Origin of the sequence: Gallionella capsiferriformans ES-2 (assembly GCF_000145255.1) — a bacterium.
GTDB lineage: Bacteria > Pseudomonadota > Gammaproteobacteria > Burkholderiales > Gallionellaceae > Gallionella > Gallionella capsiferriformans.
On sequence record NC_014394.1, the window covers coordinates 2,667,682 to 2,694,036 of the forward strand.

28 protein-coding genes are annotated in these 26,355 nt (G+C 52.3%); 3 read left to right on the forward strand and 25 right to left on the reverse strand.

Annotation, left to right across the window (positions count from 1 at the left end):
• Positions 1-3: 3 nt before the first annotated feature.
• The 9 genes from GALF_RS12325 to GALF_RS12365 form a co-directional block, all read right to left on the reverse strand.
• Positions 4-375 (reverse strand): hypothetical protein, encoded by a 372-nt coding sequence (locus GALF_RS12325; protein WP_013294393.1) that lies wholly within the window; start codon positions 373-375, stop codon positions 4-6.
• A 158-nt stretch (positions 376-533) separates the two neighbouring features.
• Entirely contained in the window at positions 534-1,019 is a 486-nt protein-coding gene (locus GALF_RS12330) for an RrF2 family transcriptional regulator (protein ID WP_013294394.1), read from the reverse strand.
• 22 nt (positions 1,020-1,041) lie between these two features.
• Complete coding sequence (locus GALF_RS12335) at positions 1,042-1,989, reverse strand: HPP family protein (RefSeq protein WP_013294395.1); 948 nt, start codon at positions 1,987-1,989, stop codon at positions 1,042-1,044.
• Between the two features lie 39 nt (positions 1,990-2,028).
• The gene (locus GALF_RS12340; RefSeq protein ID WP_013294396.1) at positions 2,029-2,769 is read right to left on the reverse strand and encodes a hypothetical protein; all 741 of its coding nucleotides are present in this window, start codon (positions 2,767-2,769) and stop codon (positions 2,029-2,031) included.
• A gap of 65 nt (positions 2,770-2,834) precedes the next feature.
• Positions 2,835-3,095 (reverse strand): DUF2249 domain-containing protein, encoded by a 261-nt coding sequence (locus GALF_RS12345; RefSeq protein ID WP_013294397.1) that lies wholly within the window; start codon positions 3,093-3,095, stop codon positions 2,835-2,837.
• Positions 3,096-3,105: 10 nt separating this feature from the next.
• The gene (locus tag GALF_RS12350; RefSeq protein ID WP_013294398.1) at positions 3,106-3,729 is read right to left on the reverse strand and encodes a hypothetical protein; all 624 of its coding nucleotides are present in this window, start codon (positions 3,727-3,729) and stop codon (positions 3,106-3,108) included.
• A 2-nt stretch (positions 3,730-3,731) separates the two neighbouring features.
• Positions 3,732-4,343, reverse strand: a complete 612-nt coding sequence (locus GALF_RS12355) for an SCO family protein (RefSeq protein ID WP_013294399.1) — start codon at positions 4,341-4,343, stop codon at positions 3,732-3,734.
• A 15-nt stretch (positions 4,344-4,358) separates the two neighbouring features.
• Positions 4,359-5,804, reverse strand: a complete 1,446-nt coding sequence (locus GALF_RS12360) for a cbb3-type cytochrome c oxidase subunit I (protein WP_013294400.1) — start codon at positions 5,802-5,804, stop codon at positions 4,359-4,361.
• Positions 5,805-5,825: 21 nt separating this feature from the next.
• Positions 5,826-6,350, reverse strand: a complete 525-nt coding sequence (locus tag GALF_RS12365) for a cupredoxin domain-containing protein (protein ID WP_013294401.1) — start codon at positions 6,348-6,350, stop codon at positions 5,826-5,828.
• A gap of 144 nt (positions 6,351-6,494) precedes the next feature.
• On the opposite strand from GALF_RS12365, the gene GALF_RS12370 reads away from it, so the two are divergent.
• The gene (locus GALF_RS12370; RefSeq protein ID WP_013294402.1) at positions 6,495-6,893 is read left to right on the forward strand and encodes an RrF2 family transcriptional regulator; all 399 of its coding nucleotides are present in this window, start codon (positions 6,495-6,497) and stop codon (positions 6,891-6,893) included.
• Positions 6,894-7,017: 124 nt separating this feature from the next.
• On the opposite strand, the gene GALF_RS12375 is transcribed toward GALF_RS12370, so the two are convergent.
• From GALF_RS12375 to thpR, 13 genes are all read right to left on the reverse strand, one after another.
• Entirely contained in the window at positions 7,018-8,346 is a 1,329-nt protein-coding gene (locus GALF_RS12375; RefSeq protein ID WP_013294403.1) for a TolC family outer membrane protein, read from the reverse strand.
• Between the two features lie 49 nt (positions 8,347-8,395).
• Positions 8,396-8,863, reverse strand: a complete 468-nt coding sequence (locus GALF_RS12380) for a hypothetical protein (protein ID WP_013294404.1) — start codon at positions 8,861-8,863, stop codon at positions 8,396-8,398.
• Positions 8,864-8,898: 35 nt separating this feature from the next.
• Entirely contained in the window at positions 8,899-9,330 is a 432-nt protein-coding gene (locus GALF_RS12385; protein ID WP_013294405.1) for a cytochrome c, read from the reverse strand.
• A 26-nt stretch (positions 9,331-9,356) separates the two neighbouring features.
• Complete coding sequence (locus GALF_RS12390) at positions 9,357-9,980, reverse strand: TetR/AcrR family transcriptional regulator (protein ID WP_013294406.1); 624 nt, start codon at positions 9,978-9,980, stop codon at positions 9,357-9,359.
• 24 nt (positions 9,981-10,004) lie between these two features.
• Entirely contained in the window at positions 10,005-10,712 is a 708-nt protein-coding gene (locus tag GALF_RS12395) for an ABC transporter ATP-binding protein (protein ID WP_013294407.1), read from the reverse strand.
• Between the two features lie 4 nt (positions 10,713-10,716).
• On the reverse strand, positions 10,717-11,904 hold the full coding sequence (locus GALF_RS12400) for an ABC transporter permease (protein ID WP_013294408.1): 1,188 nt from the start codon (positions 11,902-11,904) through the stop codon (positions 10,717-10,719).
• 2 nt (positions 11,905-11,906) lie between these two features.
• The gene (locus GALF_RS12405) at positions 11,907-13,076 is read right to left on the reverse strand and encodes an efflux RND transporter periplasmic adaptor subunit (protein WP_013294409.1); all 1,170 of its coding nucleotides are present in this window, start codon (positions 13,074-13,076) and stop codon (positions 11,907-11,909) included.
• Positions 13,077-13,353: 277 nt separating this feature from the next.
• Positions 13,354-13,980, reverse strand: a complete 627-nt coding sequence (locus tag GALF_RS12410) for a tyrosine-type recombinase/integrase (RefSeq protein WP_013294410.1) — start codon at positions 13,978-13,980, stop codon at positions 13,354-13,356.
• 90 nt (positions 13,981-14,070) lie between these two features.
• Positions 14,071-14,403: an addiction module antidote protein gene (locus tag GALF_RS12415; protein ID WP_013294411.1), complete on the reverse strand. Its 333-nt coding sequence runs from the start codon at positions 14,401-14,403 to the stop codon at positions 14,071-14,073.
• Positions 14,400-14,723 (reverse strand): type II toxin-antitoxin system RelE/ParE family toxin, encoded by a 324-nt coding sequence (locus GALF_RS12420; RefSeq protein ID WP_013294412.1) that lies wholly within the window; start codon positions 14,721-14,723, stop codon positions 14,400-14,402. Before GALF_RS12420 ends, GALF_RS12415 begins: the two co-directional genes overlap by 4 nt.
• Before the next feature lie 442 nt (positions 14,724-15,165).
• Positions 15,166-15,552: a group II truncated hemoglobin gene (locus GALF_RS12425; protein WP_013294413.1), complete on the reverse strand. Its 387-nt coding sequence runs from the start codon at positions 15,550-15,552 to the stop codon at positions 15,166-15,168.
• Positions 15,553-15,554: 2 nt separating this feature from the next.
• A complete protein-coding gene (locus GALF_RS12430) occupies positions 15,555-16,625 on the reverse strand; it encodes a phospholipase A (protein WP_013294414.1) in 1,071 nt (356 codons plus the stop codon).
• Between the two features lie 5 nt (positions 16,626-16,630).
• The gene (gene thpR, locus GALF_RS12435; protein WP_013294415.1) at positions 16,631-17,155 is read right to left on the reverse strand and encodes an RNA 2',3'-cyclic phosphodiesterase; all 525 of its coding nucleotides are present in this window, start codon (positions 17,153-17,155) and stop codon (positions 16,631-16,633) included.
• 118 nt (positions 17,156-17,273) lie between these two features.
• Here thpR and GALF_RS12440 point away from each other — a divergent pair, with 118 nt between their 5' ends.
• Positions 17,274-21,095, forward strand: coding sequence for a DUF3683 domain-containing protein (locus tag GALF_RS12440; RefSeq protein WP_013294416.1), 3,822 nt, complete (start codon positions 17,274-17,276; stop codon positions 21,093-21,095).
• A 122-nt stretch (positions 21,096-21,217) separates the two neighbouring features.
• Complete coding sequence (locus GALF_RS12445) at positions 21,218-22,720, forward strand: hypothetical protein (protein ID WP_013294417.1); 1,503 nt, start codon at positions 21,218-21,220, stop codon at positions 22,718-22,720.
• Positions 22,721-22,732: 12 nt separating this feature from the next.
• On the opposite strand, the gene phoR is transcribed toward GALF_RS12445, so the two are convergent.
• From phoR to GALF_RS12460, 3 genes are all read right to left on the reverse strand, one after another.
• Positions 22,733-24,004 (reverse strand): phosphate regulon sensor histidine kinase PhoR, encoded by a 1,272-nt coding sequence (gene phoR, locus GALF_RS12450; RefSeq protein WP_317623722.1) that lies wholly within the window; start codon positions 24,002-24,004, stop codon positions 22,733-22,735.
• A 58-nt stretch (positions 24,005-24,062) separates the two neighbouring features.
• Complete coding sequence (phoB, locus tag GALF_RS12455) at positions 24,063-24,752, reverse strand: phosphate regulon transcriptional regulator PhoB (RefSeq protein ID WP_013294419.1); 690 nt, start codon at positions 24,750-24,752, stop codon at positions 24,063-24,065.
• Positions 24,753-24,814: 62 nt separating this feature from the next.
• Entirely contained in the window at positions 24,815-26,248 is a 1,434-nt protein-coding gene (locus tag GALF_RS12460; RefSeq protein WP_013294420.1) for a sodium:solute symporter family protein, read from the reverse strand.
• Between the last annotated feature and the right edge of the window lie 107 nt (positions 26,249-26,355).

The window sequence follows — 26,355 nt, forward strand, 5'->3', positions numbered from 1 at the left end:
TGCTTACTCCTTACAGGATTGATGAAATTTTTCGTGAGGGTTTTGGTTAATACAATTTAAAGCCAGCGTATCTGCGTCATCGTGGGTACCCACGCACAGATGCCAGATGGCGTGCGGTGCAAACATGTAACCGACCAGCATGAGTACCACGACAGTCACCCAGAACAGACTGCCAAACAGATGCGCCACAGTCGCCAGTGCCATGACCGATGCGAACAAAGCGGCATAGGACAGATAAGCCAGCGGCATCACGCGCGGCACACATTTGATTTTTGAATAGGCGAACAGGAGGGCATACAGCGCACCGAACACGATCACAGAAGCGGCTGAAAAGAAGCTGATAAAGAAATCAGCCATTTTTACGGGTTCTATCATTACTTCTTCATCACCATTAACAGCAGATATTTAACAGACAAGCCAGCAAGGTTTTATACTCGCACTCTATTGCAGCAAAACTACATATTTGTTTAATACATGTTTAAATGATACATGTTTAAATCCGCAAAGCAAACAAGACTTACACCCAAGCTAGCCTATTTACCTTTCAGGAGACTCAGCGCACTGAAGTTGATGGATATTTCTTTTGGCAGTGGCAATAGATTCTGGTCAATCGCCTGAGAATTCGTGACCAGATCGGCCAGAGAGGTGGCACTTAGCACCTTGAAAAATGCTGCAAGCGCAGCGTCTAACACTGCGCTAAGCTTGCACTCGCCAGAAATGACACAACGATTCTGCGCGGCATTGAAACACTCGACCAGATCGAAGTTTTCTTCAGTTGCACGTAAGACCTCTTCGACATTGATACGCTCAGGTGGACGCGCCAGACGCACGCCGCCATTGCGACCACGTATGCTTACAATTAAACCTTGCTTGGTCAATTGATGCGAAATCTTCACCAGATGGTTCTTGGAGATAGCAAAGCGATCACTAGCCTCCTGTATTGTGACCGATTCGCCCTCGCGTAGCGCCAGATACATCAATAGTCGCAAGCCCAGATCGGAATATTGAGTCAATTTCATATTTTTCTTTCAATTCCTTGTATTACAAATCAATCGGCCGTATCCGGTGCCATGAACCTTGTTTCAGGATCACTTCGTATTCCTGCCAGTTGGTAAAATCAGGCATCGTGGCGGTTTTTATCGCACCTTGCCCATTCCCTGCCACTATGCTGTACGTCACCGCCGACCCGCCATCTTTATCAGACACTTCGATGACCTTGCGTACCGACTTATCCGCCCCCTGCTCTCCGTTGCTGTAATACAGACCGGCGCTGATTTCCCCCGACTGGTCTGAGAGTTGCCAGGCATGCTTGACAGCCAGCCGGTAGATTCTGCTCAGATCGGCTTCGCTGACATCCACATAAGTGCCGAGCTCCCTGAGGGCGTACTCAAAATCATCGTGCATCAGCTTGCTTGTTGCAGCCATATTCTGCACCTCAGGCTTGCTGGCCTGCTGCTTGAGACTGGCCGGATAACGACGCCATTGAAAAGCGTAGTTCACCGCAATGGCGGCAAGCAGCATGATCAATGCATTTACCAGCACAGGGGTCAGCACAAACTGATACCCCAGCGCATGGACTTGCTCACCGCCGATGACGGCGGTGATCGCGGTCGCTCCACCCGGCGGATGTGTACAGCGCAGATAATGCATCACGGTGATCGCCAGCGCCACAGCCAGCGGCGCGGCAATCAGAGGATTGGTGACACTCTGTGCGCAGGTGACACCGATCAACGCTGAAAAGAAATGCCCCCCCATCAATGCCCAGGGCTGGGATAAGGCCCCATGCGGCACGGCGAACAGCAAAACTGCCGATGCCCCCATCGAGGCCACCAGCAATGCCGCGCCCTGCACGCCGAGATAATGATGGCTGACCCACATGGTCAGCAAGATACCGATGAACCCACCGATGCCGGAGATGAACTTTTCTGCGTGACCGGTGGCATTTGAGGAGACGCCCCAGAACCCGGTAATTTTATTGACAAAACCCATCTTAGAAATGCTTCAAGAATGAAAAAGTTACAGTTTCCTTCATGATTTCTCCTGCTGCCGCAAGTGGTGTCCACGCTCCAACTCAACTAGGTGCGTCAACAATTCAGATCGGTGACGAACGTGAAAAATATAGCGCGGAACCTCTTTCTCGGTGGACTGCGCCATGAACGGTTCCCCCCAAAAACTCAGCAAAGCCTCAGTTTGTCCCTCCTGATGAATATCCGCGAGTATGAATGAGATGTTCTTTTCCAACTGACGCCAATGTGGCTCCATTACTTTGGCATGCCCCTTGCACGCCATGATTTTGGGTAAAACGTGCTGTTCCCACAAGGGTTGCTGACTTTCGTCCAGCGTGAAGCGTATGGATTTTACCTTGGGGTTTTCCACGGCCGGGCGCAGCAGCGCATCGAACAGTTGCTGGGGCTTGTACATGGACAGACAGACATTGAACCAGATCGAGTCACCGCGCATGTTATGGGAAAACTGTTCACTCGTCGTCCGTAACTGGCGTGGCCCCACCAAATCCACATCCGAGGGTTGCAGCGTGGAATGTATGGTTTTCACCGTCCTATCCATACGCTCCACCTGTTCCGCAGTAAGTTCATTACTCCGTTCATGACGCATAAAGTTGATAAAAAGCAGGGCGATCAAGACCAGAATGATAGGCAGGATGACGTGCTCGTCCAGCACATGCAACATGTGCAGGATGATGGCGATCACCGCTGCCAGAATCCCGGCGATCGCATCCCAGTCATAGCCATAAAATCGTTTAGGAATCATCTTTCTTTCTCCCTCAACAGGTGTTACAACTTGTGGAAACTCTTACAAACACGCCGGAGAAAATATTATCTGCGAGTGAAGTTGATGGCAATATTATCAGGCTCACGCGCGACATAGTTGATCGTGATGCCCTCACCGTAACGCTGAGTCAATTGAGCCAGCAGTGGTAACGGGTCGTGGTCGTTGACAAAACTCATGGTCTCACCCGGATTCAGTGCATCCAGCGCACCGAAGATCGCCGCATGGCGGAAGCGTTTAGCCACACCGCGTGCATCGAACGGGTAGCACAGGTCAAAGGAGATAGTATTGGAGCAGTTATGTGACATTTTCGGTTCCTTATTTAAATATTGAGGTTGAATTATTCGACTGCATCTCAGAACGGTCACCATGACCGGCTGATATAAAAAATGCATATAACCAGATCAGGCTACCGGCAATAGACAAAGCAAGCAGCCCCCTTCCCGTGCGTAATTGATCGTTGCTCAGGTAGGAATTACAAATCCGGACCGGTGACTCGATGTACAGCCAGCCCACGACCATCATCATGGGTAATACGTTACCCAGAAAGACACCACGGGCTATCATCCCGGCCGCTTGCCACGATAATTTAAGTGCTGCGCCCGCCATGACAAGCGACAGGAACTTTAACAATTCCAGCGTATTGTTGGTCAGTACGATATCCAACGCGCGGGGAAGCATCCAGAAGATCAGCACCAGAGACGTCATCAGCAATCCGGCGATGCCTGCGTAGTTCCACCTCTGCAAGCCGACCTTTACTTGTTCCGTACATCCCCGGGCCAATGACCATCCGGCAAACAGGATGAGCGGAATCTGCACCAACATGTGCAGCACCATGTCGCTCTCCATCATCCGTCGCATGAAGGGAACAGCTAAAACAATGATGATACTCACGCCGATACCAGGCCAAATTTTTCCAGAATGTTGCTTTGCTTTAATCAATTTTATTTCACCAGTTCATCCAGAATACTCAGCGGATCGTCTGAATCACTGTCCATGACACGCACCAATTTTCCAGATGGTGCGACCCAGATCAGGGCAGCATTATGCTGAAATCCGCCCAACTGATCGGGAATGACGGTAATACCGAAAGTGCGTAACAAGACCTCAAGATCGCCGGCATTGACCACCGTCGCAAGCGTCCACACCTCGGCATTAGCCTGCATGTGATCGCCGTATTGCCTGAGCACGGCATCGCTGTCATGCTCAGGATCAAAGCTGATTGATAGCAGATGAACACGGTTCTGCAAGCCTCCCTCAATGATGCTGCGCTGGAGTTGTTGAAACCGAGTTCCAAGCACACGACAGAGCGACTGGCAGTTGGTGTAGATAAAGTCGACGATCAGAAACCTGTCTTCCTTCTGTACCCTGTTGCCGAAACGAAACACCTGACCAGACTGATCAATCAGGCGCACGTTTGGAACGGTGGGTTGCCTACTGACAATATCAAGCCTGCGAGCCTGTTCAGAGGTGAGCACATTGAAGCCCTCGGTGATGGCACTAATTGCCCATATCCCCAGCAGCAGGACAATCACCGAGGCGGTTATCGTTCTCACTGAACCACCCCTGAATCAACCTTGTTGCGCCGGTTTGATCACGCCGCTCAATGCCCTAATGATGATAAACATCGCACTGATTACAATACCTGCTGCAAACAGGGACGCGACCTGGCTATACCAGACCCACTCCGGCAAATGCACAGCCATGCGGCGCGGGACACTGGCCTCGCCGGACATCAGGAACACCATTGTGAAGGCGAACGCACTGCCCGCAAAAGTCCACAACATGGTTTTTTCAAACCCGCTGAAACCGGCAGCAGGCTTTTCATTCTTCGCTATCCAACTGATGAAAGCCAGGATCATAGTGACGCAACCCAGCAACAGGTACAGGTGGAAATGACCCGGCACCCACATGGTGTTATGCATCACGTGATTGAAGGCAATTGTGCCGTCTATCACAGCAGGAATCACGCCTGCGCTCCAGCCAAAAATCGACAGCACCAGCAACGAGGAAGTCATATCCCATTTGATATTGCTTCGGTAAACCGCACCGAGCGTACCCGTCAAGGTGATGGCCAGAACAGGAAGACTGCTGGCATAAGAGATAATCTGTCCCATGATGTGCATCCACACCGGCTGAGCAAAATCCATCAGCATGTGATGAGGATATACGGTCAGCACCATGATGATGGTTGCCGACCATGCAAGCACGAATGGCTTGTACAACTTCCACGGACGCCCAGTATAGATGGGCAGTATTTCATACAGCGCGATGACAGCCATATAAATAGCCGAATTGATGAAGGTATGACCAAAAATGAAAATCAAGTTTTTCGCCAACAGTGCAGAAATTACGATTTCGGGTACGTACAGATTAATCAACATCATGCTCAGGATGACAGCCCCGATCAGGATGGCAACAATATTGATGATTGTAACGACCGTACTGGCAATGACAGTCACTGGGGGCGCGTCCTGACCATTTTTCAGGTAGTGCCAGCCGAGTGATTTAGTGAAGTTACCGTATTTCTGAATAATGCCGCGCGCTGTTTCCAAATAGAACAACAGCATGCCGACGCCAACCAGAAGCACACCACCCATATAGGATGCAGCAGCAGCCTGACTCCACATGCCCATGGAATTGCTAGGCAGGGGATAGAGAAATGTCCAGGCTGCGGCAAAGCCACCGAGGAATATGCCGCCAAGCACTAACACCACACCTGCGAGGAAGAAACCCAGATTGGCCCATGCCAATCCTGCTCTGAGATTGACGTATTTGCTCAGGAAGTGCCACATCACCGCCGAGCCACCCAGACCTGCAATGGCCACCATGCCGATGCCGTGCGCGGTCATCAGTTGATAAAACATGACCGGATCAATTGAGAGCACCTGAGCCTGCGTCAGTCGCATGGTCAGGCCAAACAACATCATAAGCAAAATAACCACGCCGGTGATTACTGCATATACCTTCACTACTCCGCTCACTTGAGAGGGAGTGCTATTGCTTTTAATTTTCATATTTATTCTCCGTACTGATACTTATTGTGCGACTACATGAAGTTCGGTCATCATCGTGTGATGCCCCATTCCACAATATTCAAGGCAGAGTATCTGGTAGGTTCCCGGCTGCTCGAAGGTGTAGCGTAATACATTGGTCACACCTGGCATGGCCTGTGTCTGAGTCAGAATCTTCATGTCCGGGCCGTAGATGGCGAAGCCATGATTCACATCGGCTGAGGTCACCTGAAATTCAATTAGCTTACCTACAGGCAATTCAGTTTGAGATATTTCCCAATACCACTGATAACCCTTGGCCTGAACTTCAATAGCACCTACATTTGCCATTGCATTGCTGACATAGGGCATTTTGGTCAAGGTGTATCCGATTACAGGAATGAAAATGATCGTCAAACCCAATAACAACCGACTTCTCCAGCGACCCGTCGAGGCTGAAATGGCGGCACTGTTTCCTGTACTACTACCGTTTCTGATGACATATATAAATGCACTCGCGAGTAACGCGATTAGCGCAATTGAAACTATCCAGGCAACTTGTTGATACATGCTTCATCCTTGTTAAATGATTCCGGGAGTCGGAATATATAACACCTAGGAAAAAGATTCAACACTTAAGAATCTTTTTTGATAAATCCGTCTAATCTAAATTTGAAGCTTTATAATGAACAACAACAAATATTGGGGTGAGCCATGCAACTGACCGTTTCATCAGATAGTGCGCTGCGTACACTGATTTGCCTGGGTAAAAAAAACGCGCCTGTCACCATCGCTGAAGTAGCCGAGCAATGCCAAATCTCCAAGAGCACATTGATGAAAGTGGTCATGACGCTAGTCGGCGCAAATCTAGTCGTGAGTGAACGTGGCAGGAACGGCGGGATTTCCTTGGCACAAGATGCCAAAGACATCTCTGTAGGGTCGGTAGTTCGCTTGATGGAAAACAGTCTGGCGCTAGTGGAGTGCATGAAAGACGGCACATCTACCTGTCCATTATTGCCAAAGTGTCGGTTGAAACACGTTTTATATACTGCACAAGAGAATTTTTTCAGTACGCTGGACAACACATCGCTGGCGGATTTGCTGAGGGACTAGCAGTAGTAATCGCGCCTAATCATCCTGCAGGTTGAGCACCTACTTTTTAATCAAAGAATGGGGTTGTTTGACTTCAGCAGCTATTGCCCTGAAATTATATGCTGTTGGATGCATGGCATTTAACTTAGTACAAAGTAAGATTGACCTTGCCCAGATCAGCTTCGCCCAGCGTCCCCACTGCCGCTTTCAGGCGCAGTTCACTGATGAGGTAGGCATATTGAGCCTGATACAGGTCATGGCGTGTCGAAAAGAGTTGTTGCTGCGCGTTCAACACGTCCAGATTGGTGCGCACGCCTACTTCCTGACCCAGCTTGCTGGCTTCCAGCAAGCTTTCGCTGGAGGTGAGTGCCTGCTGCAAGGCTTTGACTTGCTCGATGCCGCTCACCACACCGAGGTAAGCTTGACGGGTCTGCAGTGCTACGCTGCGACGGGCGTTTTCCAGTTCCTGGCTGGCGCGCTCGCGATTGGCCTCGGCTTCACGCCACTTGGAACTGGTCGCGCCACCCTGGAAGATCGGCAGATTGAGTTGCACGCCTATACTTTTGCTGGTGCTATCACTGCCCACACCGAAACTGCCGCCAGTAGCGGCACTCTTAGAGTAATTCGCCACCAGATCGACAGTGGGATAATGCCCGCCACGATTGCGCGCCACTTCTTTTTCGGCCAGTTGTGCACCAGCCTGCGCGATAGCCAGTTGCGGGCTATTCAGTTGCGCGTCATTCACCCATTGTTCCATGTCGGCGGGTTGCGGCGCTTCCAACTTGAACTGTTTGCCTAGCGATTGTAGGTCTTTTGGTAGCGTATTGATCAGTTGCTGCAAGGTACGGCGTTTGATTTCCAGATTGTTCTGCGCGGCGATTTCCTGAGCGCTGGTCAAATCGTGGCGTGCCTGTGCTTCGTGGGTATCGGTGATGGTGGCCGTGCCCACTTCGAAATTACGCTTCGCCTGAGCGAGTTGTTCCTTGATAGCGGTCTTTTGCGCCTCGGCCAGGCGCACGCTGTCCTGAGCGATCAGCACATCAAAATAGGCCTGCGCGACCCGTAACACCAAGTCCTGCTCGGCGATCTTGAATTGCGCTTCGCTTTGCGCGACCTGTAATTCAGCCTCTGTATAAGCGATCCAGTTTTGTTGACGGAACAAAGGCTGAACCAGCGTCACGCCGTAGCCATTGCTGTTATAGCGATGATTACCGGCCGCACCCGGGATCAAAAATGCACCCCGATACTGCGTTGTCAGATCGTTGTATGTCGTGTTCGCAGTGAGATTAACGCTGGGCATCAACAGCGCGCGGCCTTGCGGCAGCTTTTCCTGTCCGGCTTGCTGGGAGGCACGCGCGGCGGAGAACAGCGGGTCGTTAGCCTGTGCAGCGTGGTAGGTGTCGACCAGGTCGGCAGCACTTGCCGCCCCTGACATTCCCAGTACAAACAGAAAAATGCGTGGCATCATTTTCATGCTAAAAATCCCCGTCATTGAATTGAGTATCCGATTCTTCGGATGACACCTATTGTGGCGTTTCGACAAAACGGTACATCGCATGACAGGCGATGCAATTGTTCATTGCCACGCTCAATTGACTGACGATGCGATCGCTGTCTTTGTTGGCCTCGGCATCAGCAGCGATGTCATCAAATTTCTTGCGTGTATCGAAGCCTAGTTTTTTCATTTCTACCGGAAGCTTCCTGAACAACGAGCCTGGCGTCTGGGCTTCCGCGCCCATTCCAGATGCCTTGGCTGATGCTACGACTGCCGCAAAATCCTTCTGGGATGCAGCCTCCAATATGCCTTGCGAGCTTTCCAGCCAGGTACGCATTTCCAGCAACAAGGCATTGCGTTCATCCTTGCTGAGCATGACTGCCTGACGACCATCGTCAGAGGGCTGAACCTCACCTACTGTGAATTTGTACGCGAACAGCGCGACGATGATGGATAAAACAACAACCAGACTCCAGCTTAATTTGCAATTTTTCATGATTCATATGTTCCGTTTGAAATTAAATGATTTTTTTAGTTGGCAGACTTGCCATAGAAATGTTCCACAAACGCCGGGCGAAAGGCCTGGTGACAACTCAGACAGCCGGACTGAAGTTTCTGGAAAGCTGAAATTACTTTTTGTCCGTCTTTCGCCTTTGCGGCTTCTGCCATCTCATGTGCGGCTTCATGTGTCTGACCGTCAAATGATTTGAATTTGCTCATGTCGCTGCCCATGAAAGCCATGATGCGCACCTTTTCATTCATTGGCGCTTCAGGATGTTCGCCGACCAGGTGAGCGGTATGTTCAACCAGCACCCAGTCTTCGCGTGAAATCCCATCGGTTACGATTTGCATATTTTTACCCAAGTCTTTCATGACCTGTTGCAAGACAAGCGGTTCTGCCGCCTGTGCGCTCGTTGCCGCATAAAACAAACCGGCGATTGCCAGTGAGAGATATCTTTTCATTCCTATTCCTTTTTTTAGAGATAAAGTTAAGCGTCTTCGTTACGTTTCTTGATGCCATGCAAATATATCGGGAAGGTCTTTTTAGCCTCCTCCAGCAATGAACGTTTGCCGCCAAAAATGGAGACTTGCATGAAGAGCCCCTGAATCATGCCGATATAAAGTACGGCGGCGTTCTTACTATCCAGATCCTGAGATACAAGTGACTGTGTCTTCGCCGCATCCAGCAACCCGGCAATTCTTTCTTCATAGCCTGAAATGATGCCCTGTATCAAATCACGCAACTTGCTGTTCTTCTTGTGTAACATTTCTGTAAACAGCAAACGCGGAATCGAAGGATGCTTGCCGATAAAAGTCACGTGCGCATAGAACATCCGCTCAATTGCATCAATCGGCCCTGTCGCTTCGGATGCTGCTTTCTCCAGCACTGTCATCAGTCGCCCGCGTATCCAATGTATGACGGCAAGCCAGATATCGTCCTTAGTGGGAAAATGTTTGAAGATGGCACCTTGCGTGACCTTCATCGCATCTGCCATATCCTGGGTCGTCACGCTGTCTATGCCTTTTTCAGCGGCCAGATGAATGGCGACACGGACGATCTCTTTTTGTCTTTCTTCGGTAGATAGACGCTGTTTGATAACTTCAGTATTCACGCTAATTTCTCCATTAAAATCCTGTTATGCATCTCGTCCTTCGCCGGCTTCTTCATAAGTGCGGCCATCGCGAATGTGGTAAATACGCTTGAAGGTCGGGATGATCTTCTCATCATGAGTGACCACGACTATGGCGGTCTGATATTGCTGCGCCATCTGATTCAGTATCCTCACCACCGTTAAGGCACGCTCGCTGTCCAATGGCGCGGTTGGCTCATCGGCGAGGATGATGGGGGGGTGATTAGCCAGTGCACGCGCAATGGATACGCGCTGCTGCTCACCGCCGGAAAGCTCTGAGACCTGAGCCTGCGCACGGTGGCCAACATCCAGCGCGTCCAGCAATTCTCTGGCGCGAATCCGCGCCTGTGCATTCGATACACCCGCCAGCATAGGCAATAAAGCGATGTTATCGGTCACGTCCAGGAACGGGATCAGATAAGGCGCCTGAAATACAAAACCGATACGATCACGTCGCAAGGTGCGTAAATCATCAATCTTCCATGCCCCGTCAAATATCGTCTGTCCGCCCAGTTGCATTTTTCCTGATGTCGGTTCAATGACCGCGCCAAGGCATTTTAGCAAGGTGCTTTTCCCCGACCCGCTAGGGCCGACCAGGCCGACTACTTCACCCGGCCAGATGGTCATGTCCACGCCTTTTAAGGCATCCACCGCGGTATCGCCCTCTCCATAACGCTTGGTCAGATTTTCAATCTGGATCGCAGGTATCTTCATCGCCTTATCCTCCTATCGCCGTGGCGGGATCGATCCGTAATGCAGCACGGATAGCGAAAACGCTGGCCAGCGAACACATCAGCATGACCAGAATGAAGCCCACGATCGCATCCCCCGGTATCAGCAAAACGTATTTCGGAAACAGTGGCGCCCAAATGGTTGCCGAGATCTTCCCGACGACAAAACCAATCAAACCTAGGCTTAGCGCCTGCTGCAATATCATGCTACTGATGGTTCGATTACCCGCTCCCACCAGCTTGAGCACAGCGATCTCGCGGATTTTATTCATCGTCATAGTGTAAATAATAAAAGCCACAATCGCGGCGCTGACGATGGAAAGAATTACCAGAAACATGAAAATCTGTTTGGATGAGGTCGCAATCAGCTTGGCAACCAGAATCTCTTCCATCTGCCCCTTGGTATATGCCTGCAAATGCTTCCAGCGCTTGATCTGTTCGGCAATTATCTGATCGTTGTATCCAGTTCTGATACGCACCAGTACGGCATTGACCATATGACTGCTGATCTGGCTTGCCAGAACGGCATCCAGCACTCCCGGTACGCGATTGAAAGCTGGGGTTTCTGTCGTCCTTGCGCGGTCATTCAACAAGGCATCATTGTCTTTGAGGAACTGCACCTCCTGAGCATCTTTGAGCGGAACGAATATCATCGGATCGCCACTAGATGACACCATGCGTTGCGTAAGTCCCACTACCGTGTATGAGTGGCGGCGAATCTGGATGCTTTCACCCAGCGCCAGTCCGGTCTTAATGTCTGCCAGTGCTTCGTAGTGCGTGCGTGCGATGGGGCGTCCTGCCACCAGAAAGGCTGGTTCTCCCGGCTTTCCCTGTTCAATTCCAACCAGCATGACGCGCACATCCTTGCCGCCTCGCTGGATTTGCATGGTCAGGTAAGTCACATTCCCTGCTTCCATGACTCCCTCTTGTCCGAGCAGGTCGCGGGCAACATCATCGTGAATACTTGACGGTTCGGCATACGGCCCCAGCGTCGCTTGCTGAACCACCCACAGGTCGGCACCGGCGTTGTCTATCATGGCTTTGGCATCATCCACCATGCCGCGATAGACCCCGGCCATGGTCAGCGTGACACCGATCAGCAGCCCCAGCCCCACACCGGTAAAGACGAACTTCCCCCATCCATGCAGAATGTCGCGGCTTGCAAGGTTGATCACAATCAGTTCCTCACGATTTCCGAAACGACTTTGAGCTTCAAGTCTTCTTTAATTTCCTTCTGGCTATATACAATCACTTCGTCAGTATCACTGATGCCATCCAGTATTTGTGCGCGTCCATCCAGCGTCGAGATGCCGATCTTGACTGGCCTGAACTTGGCCAGGTTGTCTTGCAACACCCAGACCCCCGCTTGCCGATCAATCCGTTTGATTGCAGCGGTGGGAATAGAGCGCGCCTTTTCCTTCACTGGCAATTTAATGGTGACTTCAGCATATTCGCCGAGGCTGGCATTAAACTCTGGCGGAGCAAAAACAACATTCACAATGCGTTCCTCGGTGACCGCATCGCTGATCAAATCAATACGTTCAACCGTTCCAGGTACGTGTATTTGAGGATGTGAACGCAGTACGATGTCAGCCTTCTGCCCGACCCGAAGCAAACCTGACTGTTTTTGGTCGATGCGAGTCTTGATCCATAAATCGTTAGCAGCAATAACTTGAAGTACAACTTGCCCGGGAACAACGGTCACGCCTTGCTCAAGTAATTTTGCTGTGACAACGCCATCTATCGGACTTTTTAGTCTGATTTGATTGCGCAAATTACCCATACCCAACGCATCAGACTGCGCCTTTGAATAGTCTCTTTTTGCTGCCGCCAATGTGGCCGTCGCCGCGCCCAGTGCAGCATGCGAAGCTGTTTTTTCATTCAGTTTGGCATCCAGCATTTCCTGACTAATGAAGCCTTTTGTGTGCAATTCACTGTATCGTTTATAGGCAGAAGCAGTTGTTTTATTCTGACTCTGTGCTTGCAGTAACTGAGCTTCTGCAACCTTGATTGAATTGGCAGATCGCTCTTTCATAAAGAGACTGCTGGCCACCTTTTCATCAAGATCAATAGGATCCAGCTCAGCTACAATCTGACCTGCCTTCACATGATCGCCCTGATCGACCATGAGGTTTTTGATTCTGCCAGTCATGACTGGAGAAATAGTGTAACTGTGCCTGGCTTCAACCAGACCAACACCGAACACTTCGGCTGTCAGTGCCCCCTGCTGAATCTTTTCGACGGTAACTTTGACCGGCGCAAGCGGCCCTTGGGTAAGAACTGCCCATGCAAATATTGAAATAAACAGAATGCCTAACAGGATAATTTTCAAACTAAGTTTCGACATATTCCGCCTGAAGAATGATTTAAGTAAGTAATTACTCGCTATCCTAATGACATTGATCTAACCTGTCAAGGGAGAGACTATTTGAAAAGACTACCGAGATTTATTAACTTGTCGAATGTCCACATTTGGATACCTTCTTGCCGCTTGCGAACAGCCCTTTTCTTACTGAATATTTTGTACATTGACCATCCTAAAATGGCACAGAGCAAAATTTCTCCTTCAAGGATATGCAAGCGGCAGTGCTCAACATGCCTGCCGCTTGTATTGGCAATACCTGCTAGACCTCCGTCTGCTCGGAGATAACGAGGGCATCATCGACCTCAATACCCAAATATCTCACGGTACTTTCCAGTTTGGTGTGACCGAGAAGTAGCTGCACGGCACGCAGATTTTTAGTGCGGCGATAGATCAGCGTGGCTTTGGTGCGCCGCATGCTATGTGTCCCATACGCATTCGAGTCCAGACCGATGGATGTCACCCACTGATCAACGATCTTTGCATATTGCCGAGTCGAAATATGGGGCGAATCATGTATGCGGCTTGGGAATAGAAACTGTTCAGATTTGAGATGCGCGGCTGCTATCCATGCTGCCACAGCATCGCGTGTTTGTTCGGTGATTTCAAATTGCACTGGTCGGTGCGTTTTGCGCTGCATAACGATTGCACGTTGTAAAACCTGACCGCCTTGTGCAACATCACGCACTTGCAGTTCGACCAAGTCACAGCCGCGTAGTTTGCTATCGATGGCGAGGTTGAACATGGCAAGCTCTCGAACCTGTTTAGCCAACTGAAGCCGGATGCGTATCGCCCATATCTCCTTCAGTTTCAGCGGCATCTTCTGGCCAACCAGCTTGCCTTTGTTCCACGCTACATTGTGGGTTTGTATAGTGGTATCGGTGTTCATGACGTTCTCCTTGTGTTAAAAGGAAAACCATTGTCACCGCTTTACGGTCCTTATGTGCTGATCTACGCCACTGCGAGAATTGCGAACCGCTTATGCCGCAGCTGGATGCTCCGATTCAACGGAAAGTTTCATGCCAACAGCCTTCAACACTGCCAGCAATGTTTTTAGGGTCGGATTTCCTTTGGCCGACAGCGTGCGATACAGTGTTTCCCGGCTGATTCCCGCTTCAGCAGCAACCGCGCCAAGTCCACCATAGGCTTCTGCGACCGTGCGTAGCGCAAGCAGTCCGGCGGCACGGTCATCAGGATTGTCGAGCGACTCCATGGCTGCTTTCATGTATTCAACGGCCAGCTCGCGGTCTGCCCGCAACTCTGCTACTTCGCGATCATGGTGTGATACCGCAGCATTGATTTTTCTGCTCATACTCGCCTCCTTTTCCAGTCTTCCCAGTATTGCTTTGCCTTCGTGATATCCGCAGGCTGCGTTTTCTTAGAACCACCACACAGCAAGATGACAACCGTCTGACCATGACGCCCAAAATAAACTCGATAACCTGCACCAAGATGTTCTCGTAATTCCTGTACGCCTTCACCAACTGAATCGCAGTCACCGAAATTGCCAGACTCCAGGCGTTTAATCCGTATTCGAAATTTGGCTTGCGCCTGCTTATCGCGAAGTGACTGAAGCCATTCGGTTATAGGCTCTTTGCCATCTTCAGTTTGGTATCGAAAGATTTCAATCATGGCGGATAATGTAGCTTATAAGCTAATTTATGGCAAGTAATTGACTTTGGATATGCTCATCCAAGTTAAGGACTTTGGAGATTTCTTCCAATTATGAAGTCCCGGTATCGGGCGACCAATCCCGACCCTTGACGGACTGCTGATGGCACATTGCCGCTCATCGCCAATATCTGCTTTGATGCATTGCAATATCAGTTTGCAAAGTCGTCATACATTCATTGAATACATGCGCTATAAATACAGCGGGACACAATTTAGCAGTTTCTCCCATGCTTAGATATTAGCTACATAGCTAATCAAGTGCTGCCAAACCATCGTTGCGAGAAGTTGCCTTTAGCCGGGAGTCTCGTAAAGCTGTGACGAGACGCAACGATGCAAGAAGTTAAATCCATAAGCTGGATTACCAGACGCTACGCGAAGCTCGCGGTCGCAATGACGCCTCTTACCGGTTGCGCATATGATCGGCGACTTTGGTGAATGCCTCCGACAATTCCTGACGCAAAACCGCATCGTTCACCACGTCACCCAGCGCCTGATTCATGCACAGCATCCACTGATCGCGCGCGGCATCATCAATGGTGAAGGGCAGATGGCGGCGGCGCAGCATCGGGTGTCCATACTCTTCGACAAACAGTTGCGGCCCGCCCATCCAGCCGGATAAAAATTTGAAGAGTTTATCGTTCGCACTTTGTAAATTATCCGCGTGCATCTTGCGGATGCCATAGGCTTCGGGCAATCCGTCCATCAATTGATAAAAGCGGCTGACCAGTTCGCGAACTTTTTCTGCCCCGCCGATGCGTTGATAGTGTGAAATTTCCTGATCCGACATCGTTACCACTCCCTGAATGAGACACCCAGACCCAATGTCGTCTGACGGTGGTTGTAATCGAGCATGCTCTCGCCGTAACCCGTGCCAAATTGCGCGTGCAAACGGGCCGCATGACCCAATGCAACCGGCATAGACCAGTCCAACTGGGTAAACCCGATGTTTTGATTCAAATTGAAATTATTGCGTACCAGCAGTGCCACGGCCTGCGATTTGCTGTCCGGCTCCCAGCGCGCGACCAGATCGCCGCGCCCGAGATAATGCACGATATCAGGATTATCATCCGTCGCAGCTTTCTCAGGAATGCGCCACCAACCTCGCGCCAGCAGGGAAAAGTTATCCCACTCCCAACCGCCTTGCGCATACAAACGGTTCCAGCTGCGCGATTCGGGATTGGTCCGTCCATTCGATTGATGGACAATTCCCAAATTGAGCAGCTTCCATCCCGATTCCCTGCCCGTGCCAAAGGCCGCAATCAATTCAGGCTCATAATTCGTTTCACGAAACGGTGATGAGTTGCGAGAATTAAATACCTGCCAGTGCGATTGCTGTGTATATGCCCCCCACACCCGCAGCGTTTTTAATCCCCACAGATCGATATTTTCCAGCGTACCGATATCCGTTTTGAAACTGAGCTGAAACTTGGTTTCGAGCGCATCCATATTGTAGGGCGTTAAGACAGTATGAGCTGGCGCTGGAGAGTAGGGCAGATTATTTACCCTGCTGGTGTCACGCACAACCAGATAGCTTTGTTTATGCGGCGTCAGACGATCTAGCGCACTCGAATTGCGGTGCATACGATTATCCAGATTCCATACCCGTGTCAAATAAGAGCGCGCCTGCTTGCTAATCAGCGGTTCGGCCACAGGCTTCACCTCCTCTACTGTGTCAGACGGAAGCTGCACAGTGGCAGCTGAGTGAGCCATCGTCGAAGCCGTTAACGCCTCATCGAAACAGTTCAAACGTTGCACAGCGTCATTTTTAAATGTCTGCGCGCAGGTCGCAAAAGCATCGGCATACGCCGATGAGATTGAACACAACAGCACGCATGCCACGATTGCTGATTTATTTTTCATATATTTCACATCAAACAAAAACGCGCCAGTATCCGGTAACTTGACGCGGCAGACTCCAGCAGCACAAATTCACGGACATGCCAGCAAACCTGCGACATACCCGGCAGCGGCTTATCCGTCCAGTGCGCATTGCGTAACAGGGTGATATGCGGCTTATACTCACGCCGCTCGAACGCGAAACGATGGCGGAGCAAATTTTGTTCCAGTTCACGCACTAATTCTATCAGTTGAGGCGGCAGCGTGCGTGGCGCTGCATACACAATATGATTGTGGCCCCAGTAATGCGCCTCATCGAAACAAAGTTCAAAACGCGCAACGCTGACTTCAGCGGCCGCCAGTTTCAACGCTTCGAGCTGAACTGCCTCAACTTCGCCCAAAAAAACCAGCGTGGCGTGCAATGTATCGGTACGCATCACCCGCCCGCCACAGCATGCTAAAAGCGGCGGCTGCCAGCCGGAAAGTCCGCCCCGCTCAGTCCTGTCGGGCCATAGCGCGAAAAAAACGCGCGCCGTTTTATCGTTCGTATCCATGCAGCATTTTATCCTCAATCAGGTCAGGGTCGAGCGTGTCGCTGCAATCAGGTAAAATACGCGCCAGACAATTATTAAATTCGGCAGCGCTACCCCGCAGGCTGCCGCAAGGAACATCATGACTGTGCGTTTACGTGAAATCCCCTATAACTACACCTCGTTCTCAGACCGCGAAATCGTCCAACGATTGTTAGGTTCTGAAGCCTGGGACATCATCAACACCCTGAGAAGCGAGCGACGCACCGGGCGCTCTGCGCAGATGCTCTACGAAGTGCTGGGCGATATCTGGGTCGTGACGCGCAATCCGTATTTGCAGGACGATTTGCTGGGCAACAAAAAGCGGCGCGGCGCGCTGATCGACGCACTGCACCACAGACTCAATGCAATCGATGACCGGCGTCAGGACAATGTCATCGTCAAACGGCTGCTCGAACTGGCCCGCGTTGCGGTGAATCAGTTTTCAGATGAATTCGAGCAGACCCTGCGCTTACGCAAACGCGCATTGCGCGAACTGACCCGCATCACCCGCCGCGACAACATCCAGTTCGACGGTTTAGCACGCGTCTCGCACGTCACGGATGCCACCGACTGGCGCGTAGAATACCCATTCGTCGTACTGCATCCCGACACGGAAGAAGAAATCGCAGCGCTGGTGCGCAGCTGCATCGCGCTCGGGCTCACCATCGTGCCCAGAGGCGGCGGCACAGGCTACACCGGCGGCGCCGTGCTGCTGGATAAATTTTCGGCGGTAATTAACACCGAAAAACTCGATGCGATCTCAGCCATCGAACAAACCATTCTGCCCGGTCTTGACACCCCCTACGCCACCATCCATTGCGGCGCTGGGGTCGTGACGCGCCGCGTGATGGAAGCGGCGGAAAACAACGGACTGGTGTTCGCAGTCGATCCAACCTCGGCGGATGCCTCCTGCATCGGCGGTAACGTCTCGATGAACGCAGGCGGCAAGAAGGCTGTACTGTGGGGCACGGCACTGGACAATCTGGCATCGTGGCGCATGGTGACCCCGGACGGACTGTGGATGATCGTTGAACGTCTAAACCACAATTTGGGCAAAATCCACGATGTCGCCAGCACTACTTTCCGCATCAGCCGCTTTGAAGCGGACGGCAAGACGCCGCACGGCGCACCCGAACTGCTGACGATTCCGGGCAGCGCCTTCCGTAAAACGGGGCTGGGCAAAGATGTAACGGACAAGTTTCTCTCCGGCCTGCCGGGCATCCAAAAAGAGGGTTGCGACGGCATCATCACCTCGGCGCGCTTCATTTTGCACCGTGCCCATACCCACACGCGCACGGTGTGTCTCGAGTTCTTCGGTCAAGTCAGGGAAGCGGTACCGGCGATTGTCGAAATCACCGAACTGTTTAACAAGCGCAACGCCGCGATGCCCCTCTCACCCCACGCCACTGCGCCGGTATTTCTGGCAGGATTAGAACATCTGGACGAACGTTATCTCAAGGCGGTAGGCTATGCGACCAAATCCCGTCGCGGCACCCGCCCCAAGATGGTACTGGTCGCGGATGTGGTAAGCGACGATGCAGACGCTGCCGCTGCCGCCGCGTCCGAAATCGTGCGACTGGCCAATCTGCGCCACGGCGAAGGCTTCATCGCCGTCTCTCATGACGCGCGCAAGAAATTCTGGCTGGACCGCGCGCGCACCGCCGCGATCGCAAAACACACCAACGCCTTCAAGATCAACGAAGACGTGGTGATTCCGTTACCGCGCATGGGTGACTATTGCGACGGCATTGAGCGCATCAACATCGAACTGTCGCTCGCCAACAAAATCGAACTGCTGGATGCCTTAGATGAGTTTTTTTCAGGCGACCTGCCGCTGTATTATCAGGATGACAAACAGCTGGGCGATGCAGAGCTGTTAGGTAACCGTGCGGAAGACGCGAAAAAACTGCTGTCCGAGGTGCGTACGCGCTGGGAATGGCTGCGCGACAACCTCGATCAGCCCAGCGCTGAATCGACAGAAAGCAATGTCTTTGAAGCGCTGCAAAATCACTCTATGCGCGCCTCATGGAAACTGGAGCTGCGCGAAAAACTGCGCCACCTCTTCAGCGGCAGCACCTATCAGCCGGTGCTCGAGCGTTGCACAGCGATTCATCAGCAGGTGCTCAAGGGACGCGTGTTCGTCGCACTGCACATGCACGCAGGCGATGGTAACGTGCACACCAATATCCCGGTGAACTCGGACAACTACGAGATGCTGCAACAGGCCTACCGGGCAGTTGACCGCATCATGCAACTGGCCAAGGATCTGGGCGGGGTGATTTCCGGCGAGCACGGCATCGGCATCACCAAGTTCGACTATCTGGACGAAAAAGAAATTGCGCCGTTTATCGCCTATAAAAATCGGGTGGACCCGGAAGGCCGCTTCAACAAGGGAAAACTGCTGCCCGGCAGCAACCTCGACCGCGCCTATACGCCGAGCTTCAACCTGATGGAGATGGAAAGTCTGATTCTGGAGAAAAGCGAACTGGGCGAAATTGCCGATTCAATCAAGGATTGCCTGCGCTGCGGAAAATGCAAACCGGTGTGCACCACCCATGTGCCGCGCGCCAATCTGCTGTACTCGCCGCGCAACAAGATCCTCGCCACCTCCTTGCTGGTCGAGGCTTTCCTGTACGAGGAACAAACGCGGCGCGGCATCTCTATCCAGCATTTCGACGAATTCAACGATGTGGCAGACCATTGCACCGTCTGCCACAAGTGCCTGAATCCGTGTCCGGTGAATATCGATTTCGGCGATGTCTCGATGGCGATGCGCAATTTTTTACGCAAACAGGGCAAGAAGAAATTCAACCCGATTGCCGCCACCTCGATGCTGTATCTGAACACCACCGATCCCGTCTCAATTGCATTGATGCGAAAAGTCCTGATCGAATGGTCGTACAAGGCGCAGCGTGTCGCTCACGGCATCGGCAAGCGGCTCGGACTGTTCAAGAAGCAAATCGCGCACCCTCCGGCCACAGTCGGCAAGCCGACACTGCAGTCGCGCGTGATCCATTTCATCAACAAACCGATGCCAGGCAATTTGCCGAAGAAAACCTCGCGCGCGCTGCTCGACATCGAAGACAACAGCGTGATCCCGATTATCCGCAATCCGCACCGCGCCAGCGAAGAGTCCGAAGCCGTGTTCTATTTCCCGGGTTGCGGCTCGGAGCGCTTGTTCGGCCAGGTGGGGCTTGCCACGCAAGCCATGCTGTATGAAACAGGCGCGATCACCGTGCTGCCGCCGGGCTACCTGTGCTGTGGTTATCCGCAAAATGCATCCGGTCAGGGCGACAAAGCAGCTCAGATCACCACCGACAACCGCGTGCTGTTCCATCGCGTTGCCAATACGCTGAACTACCTGAATATCAAGACGGTGATCGTGTCGTGCGGCACCTGCATGGATCAATTACTCAAATACCAGTTTGACAAGATTTTCCCCGGCTGCCGGCTGCTCGACATCCATGAATATCTGCTGGAAAAAAACGTGGCCCTGGCAGGCGTGGAAGGCACGCGTTACATGTACCACGAACCTTGCCACTCGCCGATGAAAACGCATCAAACGCAAAAGGTGGTCGACACGCTGATGGGAACCACGGTGCCGATCAACGAGCGCTGCTGCGGCGAATCCGGCACCTTTGGCGTAGCACAGCCGCATATCGCAACCCAGGTCCGCTTCCGTAAGGAAGAAGAAATGAAAAAAGGGGCCGATGCGTTGCGCGCTGACGGTTTTGCCGGAGAAATCAAGATCCTCACGTCCTGCCCCGCCTGCCAGCAAGGGCTGTCCCGCTACGCTGATGACAGCGGCACGACGTCCGATTACATCGTCGTCGAAATGGCGAAACATCTACTCGGGGATAACTGGATGGCCGATTTTGTCGAAAAAACCAACAAGGGCGGCATTGAGCGTGTACTACTTTAGGATTGAGGATTGAGGATTGAGGATTGAGGATTGAGGACTGAGGATTGAGCACAACCCGTACTCTGGTTTTTACTTTCACTCAATCCTCACTCCTGAATTCACGATCCTGCTACGATTAAATTATGCTGACCCTGCCGCTTGAACCGACCGATGATCGTGCCAATCCGATTTTCAAGGATGCGGCCGGTTGCGCGACATGGTTGAATCAACTGCAATTAACCAACCTGCAGCAAGCTCACGGGCGCCTGCTCAAAGAGCTGGGCGAGTTGAACCGCTACCCGATGCGCGGTCAAGACCGACTGGATATCCTTGAACTGTTGCAAGAAACGGTGGGGTTTATACAGACGGATCTGGCCAAAAAACTGCTCGATAAAGCGTTGCCTTTAAACGACCTCGAATTACTGACCTTCAACTCTTTGTTACACCTGTGGCAGGCGATGATTGCCGGCTATCAGCGCGGCTTGCAATCCTTCATCTCCGGCGAAAAACAACTGGCCAGACATGGCGCGCTGTTATGCCAGCGCTGCCTGCACTTCACCGGACTGAAAATACTTGAATATCTGCGCACCGGCTACGAATGCCCGCCCGGACTCTGGCACCAGCTGCATGAGCTTTACGCCTACGCAGAACAACAGGCGTTTCAACATAGCGAAACAGGCGCACAGTCCAATTGCACAGCCAGTTATCTCAAGACGCTGCTGGTCTGTTATGCCGATCCGGCTCAGCTGACACGCTGGCAATTGCAGCAAATCGACATCTGGCTCTCGCTTTGGAGCAACACGCTCACCATTGCAAATCATTATGCCACCAGCCTTAACGACGCACCGCCACTGGCCATTGATTTATCAGGCAGCCAGGGCTTGCAAAGCACGACAGAAATCTCAGGTCATGCATCCATGCGTTACCTGCCTATGGTGCCGCTGAGCAAACTGCTGCGTGTAAAAATTATTTTGTTGCAACAGGGACAAACGCCGCTGCAAGTCGGTTTGGGAAATCAATCAGATCGTCAGGCCTGTCTGGAGCTGCTATCCTTAGCGCATCAAAACTGGTGTGAGAAAAAACAGCTTAGGGCGTGCGTAAGACGCCCAGTTAATTTACCGACGACTGTTGTTGGCGAGCCAGCGCGCATCTTTCAAACCAGACTCTTCAGCGCTGACACCACGGACGAGGCCGATAGCGCGTCGAGGCCGGAAAACTGGCAGATGAAAGATGAAAGCATTATGGGTGCCTGCCTGGTCCGCACCGATGCGAACGGTTCAAAATTGAAGCGCCGGCAACTCATCGCGCTGCATACGGTACATCACGCAGCGCTCGCGGCCACGGTGTGGATACGCGTCATGCAAGACGGAAAGCTGAAAACGGGTGTGAGGTATTTTCCAGGACAGCCAGAGCCGGTACGCATACGCCCCCTCAATCAGCCCCTCCCCGCGGAATATGCTTTTTTGTTGCCCGCCTTACCCGCCCTCAAAACGCCTGCCAGTCTGATTCTTCCGCGCAACCGCTTTGAGGCTGGCAGGATTATCGAACTGATACATCAGGATGGCCGGATCATGCAGGCAACGCTAGGCTTTAGCGTCGAGCAAGGCTTCAATTTCGAACGCGCAAGCTTCACCATCAAAAAATAAAGCCTGCGGTTTTCAGACGATACGTTTTTCAGGAAACACCAGCGAAAAGGTGCTGCCACGCCCTTCTTCACTGCAAACTTCAAGCTTAGCCTGATGGCGCAGCGCGATGTGTTTGACGATCGCAAGCCCTAACCCGGTACCGCCAGTCTCGCGCGAACGACTGCGATCCACCCGGTAAAAACGCTCAGTCAAGCGCGGAATATGCTGCGCCTCGATGCCGATACCGCTGTCCCGCACGGAAAATACCGGCTGACCTGCACGAGAGTACCAGCGCAAACTGATCGTACCGCCATCGGGGGTATAACGCACCGCATTGCTGACCAGATTGGAAAACGCACTGCGCAATTCATCCCGGTTGCCGGATAGTTTGGCAGGTCCGGTCGCATCCATGCTGTGCTGGTGGCGTCCCCCGCTCAACATTTCCCCGTCCAAACTCACCTCGCTCAGCAAAGAATACATATCGACACTCTCGATTTTCAACGGACTCTGATCGCTTTCCAGACGCGACAAGGTCAAAAGATCCGACACCAGATGATCCATGCGACGCGTCTGCTCAGCCATCAGTTGCAAGGCACGCTGAATTTTATCGTGGGACAAATCGGGCATATCCTGCAGGTTTTCGACAAAGCCGTTCACCACCGTTAAAGGCGTGCGCAATTCATGTGACACGTTTGCGACAAAGTCGCGCCGCATGGTTTCGATGCGTTCGAGCTGGGTGATGTCGCGACTGATCAGCAATCGCTTATTGTCGCCATAAAAAACCAGCTTGATGGACAACACCATATCGTCGTGACGGGCAGAGCGCATCACCAGCGGTGCTGCAAAATCGCCCGCCTGCAGATAATCGATAAACTCCGGCTGACGCACCAGATAGGTGATGTCCTGCATGATGTCGCGCTGTGCATTCAGGCCAAAGTGATGCTCGGCTAGCGGATTGCACCACTCGATCCGGTTCGCTTCATTCAGACTCGCCACGCCTTCCGGCAACGCAGCGGTCGCCTGCTCGATATTGAGGAGTTCATTGGCCAGCTTCTGTTTGGTCAGCTTGTGTCGTTTGACCATTTTGTACAGCCGCGAGAACAATTCGTCCCATATCCCGCCCGCTTCCGGTATCGTCTCGATGCGCGCTTCCTTAAGCCACTCACCCAGACGATACAATTGTCGGGCATGGCGCATCATGACGAGCAACATCACCACCAGCAAAAAAATCAGCGCGATATTGGCGGAAAAAATGCCCCACAATAACAGCGCCACCAGTGCGCTGAAAATAATCGGCATGCTCACCCGTATCCAAAATTCCTGCAAGCGACCCCCTGATATAACTGCCTGACCGATTAAAAAATCAACTATTCGTTGAAAAACGATAGCCACTGCCCCGCACCGTCTGGATCAACCCGTCCAGACCACTGGCCTCTAAGGAGGCACGCAAACGCCGGATATGCACATCCACCGTGCGCTCTTCGACAAACACCTGTGTCCCCCACACCTGATCGAGTAATTGCGTGCGACTATACACGCGCTCGGCATGGGTCATAAAGAAATGTAACAGGCGAAATTCGGTCGGCCCGAGTTCTATCGTCAGCCCTTTAGCCGTCACGCGATGTGACGTCGGTGACAACTCAAGCCCCCCTGAGGCGACTTTATCTTCAGACAAAGTCGGAATATGCCGGCGCATCACGGCGCGGATGCGCGCCATCAATTCGCGCGGCGAGAATGGTTTAGTGATGTAATCATCCGCACCCGACTCAAGACCCAGCACCTTATCGCGCTCGTCGCCGCGCGCCGTCAGCATGATAATCGGTACATCCTTGGTGCGCGCTTCCGAACGCAACTGTTTTGCCAGCACCACGCCACTGGTCGAGGGCAGCATCCAGTCAAGCAAGATCAGATCCGGCGCATAATCGCGTATCTGCTGCCAAGCCTCTTCTGCATCGCTTGCGCGCAGCGCCACAAAGCCTGCCTGAGTCACATTAAAAACCAATAATTCCTGTATTGCAGGTTCGTCTTCCACAATCAAAATCTTTGCACTCATCATGACTCCTTCGGTTGAGGTTGCCAGAGTATGAAGAATTTATGACAGTATGATGACACTGTTTAGCTTATCTGACGTGCAGGGCGATGGCGCAGCATTCTTTTCGGCAGCAACGAACCTGCCAGCATGCCGGCCACGCTGCACAACAAGCCGACCAGTTGCGGCGGCCAGACCGTCCCGCTGTAAAATTTTTCCATCAGCAGCCAGGAAATCAGGCCCAGCGCAATCGACAGCAGCGCCCCGCGGTTATTGGCGCGTTTCCAGTAAAGTCCGAACACCAGCGGCACAAACGCGCCCACCAGCGTGATTTTGTAGGCGTTTTCAACCATCTTGAAAATACTTGCATTGGAATGCAGTGCAAACCACAGCACGGTGCAACCGAAAGTCACCACGATGATGCGCATGGTGCGCAGCATTTGGCTGTCGCTCATGTGTTTTAAGGCAAAGTGCTTAAGTATATTTTCCGTGAACATCACTGAGGGCGCGAGCAACGTGGCGGACGCCGTACTCATGATCGCCGACAAGAGTGCGCCGAAGAAAAATATCTGCGCAATCAGCGGCGTATGCGTCAAAATCAGCGTCGGCAACACCCTCTGCGAGTCTGTCGCAATTAAATCACCGAAAACTTTAGGATCGATCAACGTTGCGGCATAAGCTAAAAACATCGGCACAAAGGCAAAGCCGAAATACAGCACACCGCCTAACACAGAGCCTGTCACGGCCGTTTTCTCATTTTTCGCCGAGGTCATGCGCTGAAACACGTCCTGCTGCGGAATAGAGCCCAGCATCATCGTCAGCAGCGCACCGACAAAGGGAATCCAGACCTCGTAGCCGCCGTGCGGCAAAAGTTGCAATCGACCGGCATCCTGCGCATGACTGATGACATGAGCCGCGCCACCTGCGTCATGCCCCACCAGCACGGCGATGAACAGCAGGCCCGCCATAATGACCATCATCTGCACAAAATCGAGCAACGCCACCGACCACATCCCGCCAAACATGGTGTAACCCAGCACGATCGCCGTGCCGATCACCATGCCGGTCGACTGATCGATCGCCCCGCCGCTCACCAGATTGAATACCAACCCCAGCGCAGTAACCTGCGCGGACACCCAACCCAGATAGGAAATCATGATGCAGAGCGTCATGATCAACTCGACCGACCGACTGTAACGCGCCCGGTAATAATCGCCTATGGTCAGCAGATTCATGCGGTACAGACGCCCTGCAAAAAACAATCCGGCGATAATCAGACACAGGCTCGCGCCAAACGGGTCCGCCACCACGCCGCTCAAGCCATCTTTGACAAAGGTGGCGGAAATTCCCAGCACCGTTTCCGCGCCGAACCAGGTGGCGAACACCGTTGCCGTCACGACAGGCAGGGGCAGATTGCGTCCGGCCACCACAAAATCGCGCGCATTGTGTACACGCGTCGAGGCATACACCCCAATGCCGATCGACAACAACAAGTAAAGTGCGACAAAACCGATCAGCATGATGGCAAGTAGTGAATGGCAATAAGACCAATTTTAACCGGAATTTTGAATTCCGCGACACTCAAAGCCGATACGCGCGGCATGCGGATAAAGAACCACAGGCCCAC